The 13,331-nt window shown below is 40.3% G+C and carries 16 protein-coding genes and 1 other annotated feature; all 16 genes read right to left on the bottom strand.

Translation table 11 applies throughout. The features are described from left to right. Positions 1–31: 31 nt before the first annotated feature. The 16 genes from ACQKMR_RS15495 to mutM all read right to left on the bottom strand — a co-directional run bounded on the left by ACQKMR_RS15495 (position 32) and on the right by mutM (position 13,312). On the bottom strand, positions 32–304 hold the full coding sequence (locus ACQKMR_RS15495) for a DUF1294 domain-containing protein (RefSeq protein ID WP_427698092.1): 273 nt from the start codon (positions 302–304) through the stop codon (positions 32–34). A 66-nt stretch (positions 305–370) separates the two neighbouring features. Further along, a complete protein-coding gene (gene rplT, locus ACQKMR_RS15490) occupies positions 371–730 on the bottom strand; it encodes a 50S ribosomal protein L20 (protein ID WP_034309067.1) in 360 nt (119 codons plus the stop codon). 35 nt (positions 731–765) lie between these two features. Beyond that, the gene (rpmI, locus tag ACQKMR_RS15485; RefSeq protein WP_034309070.1) at positions 766–966 is read right to left on the bottom strand and encodes a 50S ribosomal protein L35; all 201 of its coding nucleotides are present in this window, start codon (positions 964–966) and stop codon (positions 766–768) included. A 34-nt stretch (positions 967–1,000) separates the two neighbouring features. After that, on the bottom strand, positions 1,001–1,501 hold the full coding sequence (gene infC / locus ACQKMR_RS15480) for a translation initiation factor IF-3 (protein WP_057911473.1): 501 nt from the start codon (positions 1,499–1,501) through the stop codon (positions 1,001–1,003). A gap of 97 nt (positions 1,502–1,598) precedes the next feature. Then, positions 1,599–1,735: a sequence feature (ribosomal protein L20 leader region), on the bottom strand. A 126-nt stretch (positions 1,736–1,861) separates the two neighbouring features. Next, positions 1,862–2,356 (bottom strand): N-acetyltransferase family protein, encoded by a 495-nt coding sequence (locus ACQKMR_RS15475; RefSeq protein WP_427698091.1) that lies wholly within the window; start codon positions 2,354–2,356, stop codon positions 1,862–1,864. Positions 2,357–2,434: 78 nt separating this feature from the next. After that, positions 2,435–2,605, bottom strand: coding sequence for a hypothetical protein (locus ACQKMR_RS15470; protein WP_427698090.1), 171 nt, complete (start codon positions 2,603–2,605; stop codon positions 2,435–2,437). A 104-nt stretch (positions 2,606–2,709) separates the two neighbouring features. After that, positions 2,710–4,641 (bottom strand): threonine--tRNA ligase, encoded by a 1,932-nt coding sequence (gene thrS, locus ACQKMR_RS15465; RefSeq protein WP_427698089.1) that lies wholly within the window; start codon positions 4,639–4,641, stop codon positions 2,710–2,712. A 439-nt stretch (positions 4,642–5,080) separates the two neighbouring features. Then, positions 5,081–5,917, bottom strand: coding sequence for a sporulation protein YtxC (gene ytxC, locus ACQKMR_RS15460; protein WP_427698088.1), 837 nt, complete (start codon positions 5,915–5,917; stop codon positions 5,081–5,083). 120 nt (positions 5,918–6,037) lie between these two features. Then, on the bottom strand, positions 6,038–6,976 hold the full coding sequence (dnaI, locus tag ACQKMR_RS15455; protein ID WP_427698087.1) for a primosomal protein DnaI: 939 nt from the start codon (positions 6,974–6,976) through the stop codon (positions 6,038–6,040). After that, positions 6,963–8,381 carry a replication initiation and membrane attachment family protein gene (locus ACQKMR_RS15450; RefSeq protein WP_427698086.1) on the bottom strand — a complete coding sequence of 473 codons (1,419 nt, stop codon included), beginning with the start codon at positions 8,379–8,381 and terminating at the stop codon, positions 6,963–6,965. Before ACQKMR_RS15450 ends, dnaI begins: the two co-directional genes overlap by 14 nt. A gap of 58 nt (positions 8,382–8,439) precedes the next feature. After that, positions 8,440–8,901 carry a transcriptional regulator NrdR gene (nrdR, locus tag ACQKMR_RS15445; RefSeq protein WP_053347258.1) on the bottom strand — a complete coding sequence of 154 codons (462 nt, stop codon included), beginning with the start codon at positions 8,899–8,901 and terminating at the stop codon, positions 8,440–8,442. Between the two features lie 270 nt (positions 8,902–9,171). Continuing rightward, positions 9,172–9,552, bottom strand: a complete 381-nt coding sequence (gene speD, locus ACQKMR_RS15440) for an adenosylmethionine decarboxylase (protein WP_053348147.1) — start codon at positions 9,550–9,552, stop codon at positions 9,172–9,174. A gap of 394 nt (positions 9,553–9,946) precedes the next feature. Then, positions 9,947–10,984 (bottom strand): glyceraldehyde-3-phosphate dehydrogenase, encoded by a 1,038-nt coding sequence (locus tag ACQKMR_RS15435; RefSeq protein ID WP_427698085.1) that lies wholly within the window; start codon positions 10,982–10,984, stop codon positions 9,947–9,949. 160 nt (positions 10,985–11,144) lie between these two features. After that, positions 11,145–11,744: a dephospho-CoA kinase gene (coaE, locus tag ACQKMR_RS15430; protein ID WP_427698084.1), complete on the bottom strand. Its 600-nt coding sequence runs from the start codon at positions 11,742–11,744 to the stop codon at positions 11,145–11,147. Between the two features lie 24 nt (positions 11,745–11,768). Continuing rightward, positions 11,769–12,401, bottom strand: a complete 633-nt coding sequence (gene ytaF / locus ACQKMR_RS15425) for a sporulation membrane protein YtaF (RefSeq protein ID WP_427698083.1) — start codon at positions 12,399–12,401, stop codon at positions 11,769–11,771. A gap of 80 nt (positions 12,402–12,481) precedes the next feature. Next, positions 12,482–13,312 (bottom strand): DNA-formamidopyrimidine glycosylase, encoded by an 831-nt coding sequence (gene mutM / locus ACQKMR_RS15420; RefSeq protein ID WP_427698082.1) that lies wholly within the window; start codon positions 13,310–13,312, stop codon positions 12,482–12,484. Between the last annotated feature and the right edge of the window lie 19 nt (positions 13,313–13,331).

The raw sequence follows: 13,331 nt of genomic DNA, 5'->3' as shown, positions 1-13,331 counted from the left end.
CAAGCATATACACTAAACGAGCTACATATGACTATCGAATTAAGATCTTGATAAGTAACCCTATTTGGATGACCATCAAAACCGGCAGTCCCCACTTAAAGGAGTTATGCCTCGTTTTATGATGGAAATGCCTCATTCCAAAAAAGGTCCCAGTTCCTCCACCTATGAATGCCCAAAACCAGAGTGTCTTTTCACTGATGCGATACTTCCCATTACGTGCTCTCTTTTTGTCGACTCCCATTATGACAAAGCCTACGATGTTAATGATAAACATAAAGGCAAGAATAATCCAAACTCCTTGCATTCCTCTCTCCCCCCTTATGTAAAAAGCCACCCTCTTGAAAAAGAGAGTGGCTGATATCAGTCAGACTTATTTGTCTAATTGTTGTTTAGCAGCAGTTGCTAATTGAGCAAAAGCTTGTTCGTCAGCAACAGCAAGATCAGCAAGCATTTTGCGGTTTACTTCGATACCAGCAAGCTTTAAGCCATGCATTAAACGGCTATAAGAAAGACCGTTGATGCGAGCTGCAGCGTTGATACGAGTAATCCAAAGTTTGCGGAAATCACGTTTTTTCTGACGACGGTCACGGAAAGCATAGTTTCCTGACTTCATTACTTGTTGGTTAGCTACTTTGAAAAGAATATGTTTCGCGCCATAGTAACCTTTAGCTAATTTTATTACCTTTTTACGACGTTTGCGAGTAACAGTACCGCCTTTTACACGTGGCATGTTATTTCCCTCCTATTTAACTCGATAAATCGAACTTATTTAATATTGTCTAACATATGACGAATACGTTTGAAGTCACCTTTGCTTACAAGGCTAGCTTTGCGAAGCTTACGCTTTTGCTTAGTAGATTTGTTAGCAAATAAATGGCTTGTGTAAGCGTTAGAACGCTTAAGTTTGCCGGATCCAGTCTTTTTGAAACGTTTAGCAGATCCGCGGTGAGTTTTCATTTTAGGCATAAGGTATTCCTCCTCATTACAAATTACTTTACAATTACTTTTCGGCTTTTGGTGCTAAGATAATGAACATGCTGCGTCCGTCCATTTTTGGATGTTGCTCGATTGTAGCCACTTCTTTACATGCTTCAGAAAAACGAACGAGTACACGTTGACCAATTTCCTTATGTGTAATAGCACGTCCTTTGAATCGGATAGAAGCTTTTACTTTATCGCCTTTTTCAAGGAATTTAATACCGTTGCGAAGCTTAGTATTGAAATCATGTTCTTCAATCGTCGGGCTCAAACGAACCTCTTTAAGACTGATAACTTTTTGATTTTTACGTGCTTCCTTGTCTTTCTTTTGCTGCTCGAAGCGGTGTTTTCCGTAGTCCATAATCCGGGCTACCGGAGGCTTTGCATTTGCAGCAACTAAAACTAGATCAAGATTTACACGAGCGGCAATTTCCAATGCTTCGAATTTCGTTTTAATTCCAAGTTGTTCTCCGTTTTGGTCAATAAGACGAACTTCACGGGCTCGGATGCCCTCGTTTACCATCGCGTCTTTACTAATAGTTAGCCACCTCCAAAGATATTGGCGAATACGAATATTTGAATCAATTCGGTCACGCTCACAACTCGCTTACAGGATATAATCATAATAAAAAGTGTGGATGCATGCTGCACCCACACTGATAGACTAATTCAGAAAGATCCAAATAATCAAATCATGACCTGTTAACTGCATCGTTTGCGTCAACCAGGTGAGAAGCGGGTGCTTCTTCTTTTCCTCAAACACGTATTCAATTCACTTTAGAAATATATCATAAACACTGATGACTTGTCAAATGCTAATTTATTCGTTTTTCACAACAGAATTAATCTTATCAGACATTTTGTTATTTGACAATACGTTTTTTTAAAGTAATTTAGACAAATAGTATTCGTCATGATACTTTTTATCGAAAAATAATGAGTCCCGCTTCGTTCCTTCTAGTTCAAAACCCATCTTTTTATAAAGGGAAAGTGCTGGTTCGTTATTAGCAATAACGGTCAATTCCAGGCGCCGGATTTCATATTCCAGTGCTTGCTCCTCCATTTTTTGAAACAGCTTCGTACCGACTCCTTTTCCTCTCTCTTGTTCGGAGATGCCGATAACAATTTTGGCAGAATGCTTTGTTCTGCTAAGTTTATTGCCCAACAATATGAGATACCCTATCAAGTCGTCGCCGCTTGCTGCAACGAGGAAAATGGAGCGGGGGTTACTTTCAATTTGCTCGATTTGTCTCTCCAATTTGTTCTCCGTTGCTTTTCTTTCCCCCGGATTGTACAACATGAACCCGGAATCTTCAACATGATTGATCAGAGCTGCCAATTTTCCCGCATCTTGCTTTGTAGCCTTCCGAATCTCCATTTCTCCCCACTCCCTCATATAATTTTTTTTTGAGAATTAGCTGAATCTACTTCTTGGGTCTATTAATTAGAGTCTTTGTTACGGGTTTTCTTTTGCCTTTTTCTTTTTCTCAATAGCATCCCACCCAAATAGAACTATCCAAAACAGCAGGACCGGGACAATAGCATATTGTCGATAATCATCCAGTAACAATAAGATGATGACGACAAGAAATGTTGGCCCGAATAGATAGGAAAATTTCTTATTCATGCTGACCACTCCTCTTCATTGTTGTCTATATTTTCACATGCTGTTGTTATTAATCATGCCTTATGCAAAAGAGAGACACAACAATATGTGTCTCTCTTTTGATGTTAACGACTTACTTCTGCTTTAATCGCTGAAACAAAGTCTTCAAAAGCGACTGTTTCTGATTTTTGTTCACCGTATTTACGTACGTTCACACTGCCTTCTTTGGCTTCATTATCACCAACAACCAGCATGTAAGGGATTTTCTGCATTTGCGCTTCACGGATTTTATAACCAATTTTCTCATCTCGTGTATCCAAATCAACACGGATGCCTTCTGCTTTAAGTTTTTCCTGCACTTCTTTCGCATAATCCAAATGCACTTCTGGTGAGACCGGAATCACTTGTGCTTGGATAGGTGCCAGCCAAGTTGGGAATGCCCCCTTGTATTCTTCGATTAAGTAAGCAACGAAACGCTCCATTGTGGAGACAACTCCGCGATGGATAACGACCGGACGGTGCTGCTTACCGTCTTCACCGACATAGTTAAGATCAAACCGTTCTGGTAGCAAGAAATCAAGTTGAACAGTTGAAAGAGTTTCATCTTTTCCTAAAGCCGTACGTACTTGAACGTCAAGTTTCGGACCGTAGAATGCTGCTTCACCCTCTGCTTCGAAATAATCTAGTCCAAGTTCGTCCATCGCGCTTTTCAGCATGCTTTGTGCTTTTTCCCACATTGCGTCATCATCAAAATACTTCTCTGTATCCTGCGGATCGCGGTAAGACAGACGGAATGAATAATCATTAATATCGAAGTCTTTATATACTTCCAAAATCAAATTCACAACACGTTTGAACTCTTCTTTAATTTGATCTGGACGGACGAAAATGTGAGCATCATTCAATGTCATTCCACGTACACGCTGCAGACCAGAAAGCGCGCCTGACATTTCATAGCGGTGCATCAAGCCAAGCTCAGCAATCCGAATTGGTAGCTCGCGGTAGCTGTGGATGCCGTTTTTATATACCATCATGTGATGCGGACAGTTCATCGGACGCAGGACCATCTGTTCGTTTTCCATCTCCATGACCGGGAACATATCATCCTGGTAATGATCCCAGTGTCCAGATGTTTTATAAAGGTCAACGCTTCCCATTACAGGTGTGTATACGTGGTCATAGCCCAAACGTTCTTCCTTGTCAACGATATATCGTTCAATTGTGCGGCGAATTGTCGCACCCTTTGGTAACCACATTGGCAGACCTTGTCCAACTTTCTGTGAGCTCATGAACAGGTTCAATTCTTTTCCGATTTTACGGTGATCACGTTCTTTAGCTTCTTCTAGGAAACGTAGGTGTTCTGATAGTTCTTCTTTCTTATAGAAAGCAGTTCCGTATATTCGTTGAAGCATTTTGTTTTTGCTATCGCCTCTCCAGTATGCACCGGCGATGCTTAATAGCTTAAATTCTTTAATTTTCCCAGTGGATGGAACGTGGATTCCACGACAAAGGTCAAAGAATTCACCTTGCTCATAGATCGTTACTTGCTGATCAGCAGGAATAGCATCGATCAATTCCAATTTATACTCGTCACCAATTTCTTTGAAACGGGATATGGCCTCGTCACGACTTACTTCGAGGCGAGCAATTTCCAAGTTTTCATTAACGATCTTCTTCATTTCTTTTTCAATCAACGGAAGATCATCTGGAGTTAATGATTCCTCTAGATCAATATCGTAGTAAAAACCGCCTTCGATGACAGGGCCGACACCGAATTTAGCGTTTTTGTAAAGACGTTTGATTGCTTGTGCCATCAAATGTGCTGTACTGTGGCGAAGCACTTCAAGCGCATCTTCTGCATCTTGTGTGACGATTTCAATTGTACCGTCTTCTTCAATTGGACGTTTCAAATCATATAATTCACCATTGAATTTTCCAGCAATGGATTTTTTTCTTAAACCAGGGCTGATGGATGCAGCAATGTCTTCAGTAGTTGTGCCTTTAGCAAACTCCTTCACCGCACCGTCAGGAAATGATATTTTTAGTAATTCAGACATTCAGTTTCACTCCTTCTTATTTTTAAAACAATCTGTTTTCAGTTATGGTATCCGAGCGACAAATCTAATTACAACACAAAAAGCCCGCCCCTGTATAAAACAGGGACGAGCTTAATAATCATAATCATTAACCCGCGGTTCCACCCTCGTTTCACCTTGCTTTTCACGGCAAAATGACACTTGTAACTTGGTAACGGCAGCTTCCCGTCAACTCATAGTCGCAATCTAATTGCTTTCCGAGTCGAAGTTTAAAGGCGGTAAGTGTTCTATGCGAATAGGAAGCTTACAGCCTGTTGGCTCCCCTCTCTGAAAATCGGCGACTAGAATACCCGTGTCCTCATCATAACTTTTGTTTTTAATAGTATGTAGGAAATTATAATTTGTTATACGGTGAAAATCAAGGTTAAATTTCTGTTTTGTTCATTATCACCCAAAAAGATCATTCAAACGACTCCGAAAATGCTGAGAGCGGCAGGACAGTCGCCCGCTCCTCGAAAATCCGCGCCATTGTTTGAATCAGACCTTCTTCCTTGTCGTCGGTATAGATGTACAAGTTTTCCGGGGCAATCGATAACAGCGGGGCAAGTATCACCGTATCGAGAAAAAGTGAACTTTTGGCAAGGAGCCGCCTGTCAATCATACTATTGATTTTTGGTCGGTCAAGCTTGCTGAATTCCTGATCATAGAATTGAAAACCGTCTCGATTGACGAGATGAAGCTTTGGTAATTTCGACTCCTGCCCATGCAGGCAATCACGGAGCGTAGCAATGAAATTTTGATAGTCTTGTTCCAACTTATATTCATCAATCGCCCTGACCACATACTTTTCCAACGTGTGCTGAAAAGATTTTAAACGGAAAGTCGTAAAAGAATCGAATGAAAAAGACACCTTCCCCGCCAAAATGCTTTGAAGCCCTTCCTCAATCAATTGTTTTTCCGTACTGAATAACATCCCCTGACACCTAGCTCTTTCTCCTTCAATAATCGATGATGCAATTTCCGTAATGGCTTCAATTTCTTCGCGTTCTCTATAAAAGAATTTACCGATAATGATTTGTTCAATCACAGGAAGCATCTTTTCTTCCAACAAAAAAGAATGAAATACATCACTGAGCAGAATTAGCCATTTGTCACCTACTGACTCTGTCATATCCACATACATACCTTGTTGTGGAAGAAATCGAATGTATGGTTGAAATTCTGCCCCTAACGGATGGACAGAAACTAAATTCAGTAATTTTAAAGCCTCTGAATCATTTTGAAACGAAATTTGCACTACGACATCCCCCCTTCCCCCTTGCTTCTTTTTTCATGTATATGGGGATAGGGACTTGTTTAGAAGTAGGATAAGGCTTGTAATAGAAAAAAGTGACCTCTAATAAGAGACCACTTTCCACTATCTTCTCCGATTTACACCGTCAAGCTTAACCGGTTCTGCTAAATATTGAATTCTTTCCAATACTCTGGCCGCTTTCACTTCTTCCTTCTCACCGCGCTGTGAAAAGGTTAAGTGATTTTCAAGGCCATTCATGTCAAAATTCGAAGTGAAAAACGTTGGCAGGTTTTCCAGCATCCTAAATTGCAAAATTGGTCCAAAGACTTCATCGCGTCCCCAGCTTGTCATTGACTCCGCTCCGATATCATCCAGCATAAGAACAGGCGCCGTTTTGACCATTTCAATTTTCTCATTGACGGTATTATCGCCAATTGAGCCCTTTAGTTCTCTTAAGTAGTCCGGTACATAGACGATTAGAGAGGAGATCTGCCTTTCAGCGAGTTCATTGGCAATTGCTCCTAATAAATACGTCTTGCCAACGCCGAATTTCCCATAAATATATAAGCCTTTCTGTCTTTTACCTGGCTCATACTCCATAATGAACGACATCGCTTTACCTAAAACGCCTAAACGTTTGTTTTCATCATCCTTTTGTGAAAAGTCTTCAATCGTCGCCTTTAAAATATCCTTTGGCACATATAGACTGCGAATCAATTTTTCGCGTTTTCGCTTTTCATCCTCTGCCAATTTCCGCGGACAGATTTCATAATTCAAATTAAGGGCCTTTCCTTGAACAACCAGTTTGGGATAATAGCCATGCATCATATTGATACAACCATCCAAACTTGGACATTTATCACACTTATTGCTTTGAGAAGTAAATTCATAAAGCTTCCCTAAGTTTTTATCGATCATTTCCTTCGTGACAGTCGAACTATTGGCATTCAAAAATTGCCTCACCTGTTCGTCTTCAAAAATTTCCTGTTTTAACTTTTCATAGCGCTGCTGAAATTGGTCTGTATTAGCCAATTTATTAAGGGAACTATTAATCTTTTCCATCGTTCATTTCACCTCCAGCTTTCCACTGCTTCCATTTCTCCTGAAGCTCGCGTTTCTGTTCATTCAATTCGGGCTGATCCACTTTCTGTTCCTGCTGTGTTTCTTCTTTTTTCTCAAGCCATTCCGGAACCACTTCTTCCCGAATCGTCTTTTTCCGGCCGCCTTTTGCAACGTTTCTGCTTCCCTGAGCCCAATCCTGATATTTCCGGTGCTCATTTTTAGCTAGTTCCATCGCTTCGATGACAGTAGACACCTTCAGACGTGCCCAATGGCCCGCCAGTTTTTCCACATAGCCCTTTGTGAATTTCATATCCGTTTTGAGCATAACATATTCAATTAAGACATTGACGACCCCCGGATTTAGCTTTTGGTTTATCATCACGCCTTCTACCACTTTCAAATCACCGCTGGACGGCTCCGCACCGCCTGATAACTGCATCAGCCGCTCGCGCGGGGAAATAGTCTCCAAATGACGGATTAGCTCTTGTTCCTGCGTTTTCGGTTCATCTTTTTGTGTTCGTTCACGTATCGGCTGCACGCGATTGACAAGGGAAGGCATATCGGCCTGTCGTTCGATTTGGTACCAGTCCCTTGCCGCCTTTCTTAATATTTCCTCATCGATCTCATCATCCAATGAAACGGCATCCATAACTAGTTTTTGCATTTCAAGCGGATCAATGCCATATAAAAAGGCAAGTTTGGCAATCGTACTTTTAATTTTCGGAGTAAAGGCCTTTTTCGGCACGATTGAGGATTTCATTCCGGCTAACAAAAGATCAAAATCAAATAAGCCCTCAAATCCCGATGGCTCGACTCCATCCGCTTGATTGATAAATTGCTGTTCGGGCATCGGTTTCCATTCGTTTTTCGCTTCATCCGTTACATATAAGGAGTCCAAATGATCTGATGAAAACACCTCTGCAAAAGATTTTGTCGCACTTTCATACTGATCCGTTAAAATGTGATCATCGCAAAAGAATCTCTTTAACCGGTTAAATTGTACTTTGCCAATCTTTTTGTATAAGTATATATTCAGCATCCCATCCGTAAAAAACTGCTGAGGGGACAGTGGCGAATTTAATTCGTAAATAAATTCCTTCGCATCACCCTTCGATTTCTTATACACATTCAGCAGACCAATTCCCTCAAGCAAAAGACGTGCTTCGTAGATATCGCCTAATTTAAGGCCAATGGTGTTCATTAATTGATAATGTGAGGAAGCCTCCGACCAAAGCCGATTTTCCTCTAACTCACTCCATAACGTCATGTATAGGCTAATACAGATCGGTCCAATAAGAGGTTGATATAGGCGGGTTAGTATTTTCCGATCATAATCATGAAGCAGCCCCGCAGATGAAACCAAATATGAATCCGCTGGAAGCAATTCTTGCCAATGCATTGACATCTCCATTCAAACCTTTCAAAAGATGTAGTGAAAAAAGAGCCAAAGTAAATCTTCAGCTCTACTTTCTTTCTTTATTTATTAAATCTTTCAACTCATCAATAAAGACATTAATATCTTTAAATTGTCGATATACGGATGCGAATCTCACATAGGCAACCTCATCGACTTCTGCCAGCTTGTCCATTACCATTTCGCCGACATTGTCACTTTTCACTTCTGCGATGCCCTGGTTGCGTAATTCTTTTTCTACATAACTGGTAATTTGCTCCAATTCCTTTAATGGAACTGGACGTTTTTCGCAGGCCCTGATTAAGCCACGTAGGATTTTATCACGACTGAACTCTTCCCGTGTCCCGCCTTTTTTTACTACTATCAGCGGCGTTTCCTCTACCTTTTCAAATGTCGTGAATCGAAAACCACATGCCTCACATTCACGGCGTCGTCGAATTGATTTACTTTCATCGACTGGCCTGGAATCGAGCACTCTTGTTCCATTATATTGACATGATGGGCATTTCATCATTATCAGCTCCGTATTTTATGTAGGACTCCCCTATCTAAATGTTCCCCAAGGAATTACTCTTCTATCTTAATCTTATATTAAAAGGAACGACCAGTACAAGTAAAAAGTGTAACTTCCAACAGTAGGCACTTGTATGTCGGACACTTTAAGGAACCTTATCAGAGTATTTCTGCTTTTTACTAGTCACAATCCTTAGATTAAAGCGGACTAGCTAATTTATTGCATTAAAAAAGAGATGCACCCATGGCATCTCTGTGTATACGTTTTTTATAGGGCACTTATATTGGCTTTTTTCATTTGTACCGGACCTAATCCACGTGGAAGTTCAATGTTTTCACGTGTTTGCGCATTCAAAGCTTCAGCAATATAATTAGCCGCAATATTCGGATCCAAATTACCACATGTATAGACATCAATGCTTGCATAGCCGTGTTCTGGAAAACTGTGAATCGTTAAATGTGATTCAGAAATGATGACAACCCCGCTTACTCCTTGTGGAGCAAACTTGTGGAATGCTACTTCGCGAACCTCTGCACCTGATTTCAAGGCAGCATCGACAAAAATCTTTTCAATCAAATCAATATTGTTCAGTTTTTCAAAGTCACAACCCCAAAGTTCAGAAATGACATGTCTACCCATTGTTTCCATAGTGTAAGCTGTTTCCATATTAAGCTTCCCCCTTACCATGATTAAAAATTACTTAACTTCTAACAACTACCACGGGGGAAAGTTAGTCCAAAGAGGTCCTAACCCTTTAAGTAGCCATCATGCAAACTCTCTTTTGAAGAAGTTCACGATTCATAGTATATATTGTTTGAATTTTTTTTGCAACTGCCATTTTTGAATTTTTGGAAAGATATTGTTTAACCCAAAATATGTAAGAGTTCTCTAAGGGAGTCCTCCTCCTCTGAATCATTTCATGTCAGTTTGTCACTTCGCAAAAAAAATTTTTACCCGGTCTAAAAAAACCGCCAAGAATAAAATTAGAAATCCGCTAAAAATAAACCCGAGCCCGCTAACTCAGCAGACTCGGGTTTATCACCTAATTAGCAGATAATTGAACTTCTGAAGTTTTTTTCAACTCTGAAGCTACTAATTTTACAAGATCCACTACACGGTTTGAGTAACCCCACTCGTTATCATACCAAGCAAGGACTTTCACTTTTCTGTTCCCAATCATCATCGTTGATAGACCATCGATTATTGCAGAGTGTGGATTAGTTTTGAAGTCACTCGAAACAAGAGGTTCTGTCGTGAATTCCATAATCCCTTTAAGTTCATTTTCTGAAGCGTCAATGAATGCTTGGTTCACTTCATCAATCGTTACATCATGATTTAAGTCCACAACAAGATCGACTAAAGAAACGTTAGGTGTTGGTACACGTATCGCCATACCGTGAAGCTTACCTTTTAATTGAGGTAACACAAGAGAGATGGCTTTAGCTGCTCCTGTAGTCGTAGGAATGATACTTTCTGCAGCAGCACGGGCACGTCTTAAGTCTTTGTGCGGGTTATCGATATTATTTTGGTCATTTGTATAAGAATGAATCGTTGTCATTAAACCGTTGTCAATGCCGAATTTTTCATCGAGCACTTTCGCAACTGGTCCAAGGCAGTTAGTTGTACAAGATGCATTGGATATAACAAAATGCTTGTCAATTTCTAGCGCTTCCTGATTGACGCCCATTACAATGGTAACGTCTTCATTTTTACCCGGTGCGGATAAAATCACTCTTTTTGCCCCTGCATCTAAATGAAGAGCCGCTTTAGAACGATCATTGAATTTGCCCGTAGCTTCGATTACAATATCTATATTCATCTCTTTCCAAGGCAATTGCTTTGGATCGCGGTTATTTATTAGTTGTACACGGCGGCCATTCACTACAAGTGAATCATCTTCCGCTACAATTATACCGTCGAATTTACCATGGATCGTATCATATTTTAGTAAATGAGCTAAAGTTTCAGCAGGATAGCTTGCATTAATGGCAACAATGTCCAAACTCTCATCTAATATGGCCTTTCGGAAAACCATTCTTCCAATTCTCCCAAATCCGTTAATCGCTATTCTTGAATTCATTGTTCGGACCCTCCTGAAAATATTAATGTTATACTTATTACCTCTCACATGTAATTAGTATAACATATTTGAGTGGAATTGTGCTAATAAAATTGCGGATTGTTCTTATTTTTTCAAAATAAAAGGAAGAAACCATTAAGGTTTCTTCCCTTTTTCTCATTTATAAGACATTCCAATTGCAAAGTACGGTTTTAACCTGCTTCTTTGTTTCCTCAAGATTCCCATTATTATCAATGACCGCATCAGCTAAAACTTTTTTATCAGCTAACGGCATCTGCGAATGAATTCTTGCCAGTGCATCTGTTTCTGATAATCCATTCCGGTTCATTAAGCGTTCCAATTGAATCCGCTCATCTACATATACTAATAAAGTCTTTTCAACCATGAATGTTAACTTACTTTCGAATAGGAGCGGAATATCCATAAATACCGTTTCTTCTCCTGCAGCGAGTGCCTTTTCCGTTTTTAGACGCATCCAATTCCTAACAGCCGGATGCACGATACTGTTTAAAAGCAATCTCTTTTCTTGATCATGAAATATAATAGACCCTAATTTCACCCGATCAATATTGCCATTTGCTAATAAAATTTCTTCACCAAAAGCTTTTACTACTTGATGATAGGCTTCTTCACCTGGCTCTACAACTGCACGGGAAGCCACATCTGCATCTACAATCGTAAAACCGAGTTCCTGTATATAAAGGCTGACGCTGCTTTTCCCGCTGGCAATCCCCCCGGTGATTCCAATGATTTGTCCCATAAGCTCCCCCTTTTAAATCAATTATTATAACTTAAATACACCAATTAAAATCAATAGTACGCCCGGAAGAAAGGTCAAATGCTGTACAATTTTATTATTCGAAAGCGATTTCCCACTTTGAAGTCCGCTCCAAATGAAGATTGAACTCATTACAGCGATGGATATTGCGAGAATAATCGGTGAAATCCCGATCATAGCTGCTCCAACTCCAGCTCCGAACGCATCAAGCGAAAGTGCAAACCCGAGAACAAGTGCTTCAACACCAGTAATTGTTCCTGATTTATCAAAATCGGCATTCAGTGGTTTTTGTAAAATATTTATGACTAATCCAAGTGATTTAATTTCAAAGTTAAAGATGATTTTTTCATGATATCTCTCGTCGTTCAAATCCTTTTCAGGCTTAAAATACTGGTATACCATCCAGGCACCAAGAAAAATGAGAATGATCCCCCCAGTTTTTTCAGCCGCACCGACAGAAATAAGCTGACTGATGAATTGCCCGATGACCATCGCAATGCCTAGACTCAGTGCCGAACAAAATGAGATGACTGCTATTGACTTTAAGGGAATTTTCATCTTTCGCATACCAAATGTCAAACCTACGCCAAAACCGTCAATACTTACTGCAAAAGCAAGAAAAATAATTTGTAGCCACATCGGAATTATTACTCCTTCCCTTCTCGTTGCTACCCTAGTATATGGAAGGAGCCCATCCGATGTGTGTGAAAAAACATTGACTACTTAAGTGGCTGACACAACGGGCATATATGTGTGCCGCGTCCCGCTACAACTAGCTTTTCAAGTGGTGTACCGCACGTTTTGCAGTTCTCTCCTTTGCGTCCGTAAACATTAAGTTCTTGCTGAAACATGCCGATTTGCCCTTGAGAGTTAATGTACGAACGAATCGTACTTCCCCCTTTTTCCACCGCTTCACCTAATGTTGCAATGATATCGGAATGCAGCTTTTTAATTTCATCTAACGTAAGTGAAGAAGCTTTTCTCTCTGGATGAATCCCGGAACGGAATAAAGACTCGTCCACATATATATTTCCAATTCCAACGACAACAGTTTGATCTAGAAGAACTGGCTTGATCTTCCTATTAGTTCTTGCCAGCTTTGCACTAAGATCCTCGACTGTAAACTCTTCTGATAGAGGTTCAGGACCTAGATGCAATAGTGGCATCTGCTCAAGTTCTTCCCCTTTTGTAAATAAATGCATCGTCCCGAATTTCCGGACATCCCTGTACCGAAGTTCACTGCCATCCGTAAAGGTAAAAATGACATGAGTGTGCTTATCATACGGCTCTTCTTTTGGATGCACTCCGTATTTCCCTTCCATCCTTAAATGCGAAACCATAGCATAATCATCCAGTGTGAATATGAGAAACTTGCCCCGACGACCTATTCGCTGAATGGTCTGCCCTCTTAAAGCATCCTGAAACTGTTCGACAGGTTCAGGTGCTTTAATGATCTTAGGCCAGAAGACGGACACTTCCTTAATTTCTTTTCCAAGTACGAGCTGTTCTAACGTTCTTCTGACTGTTTCTACTTCAGGAAGTTCTGGCATTACTAATCACCTATCTTTT

Origin of the sequence: Peribacillus sp. NPDC096540 (assembly GCF_050278525.1) — a bacterium.
Classification (GTDB): domain Bacteria; phylum Bacillota; class Bacilli; order Bacillales; family DSM-1321; genus Peribacillus.
The sequence above is the reverse complement of the archived record's forward strand: the minus strand, read 5'-3'. Positions and strand labels throughout refer to the sequence as shown.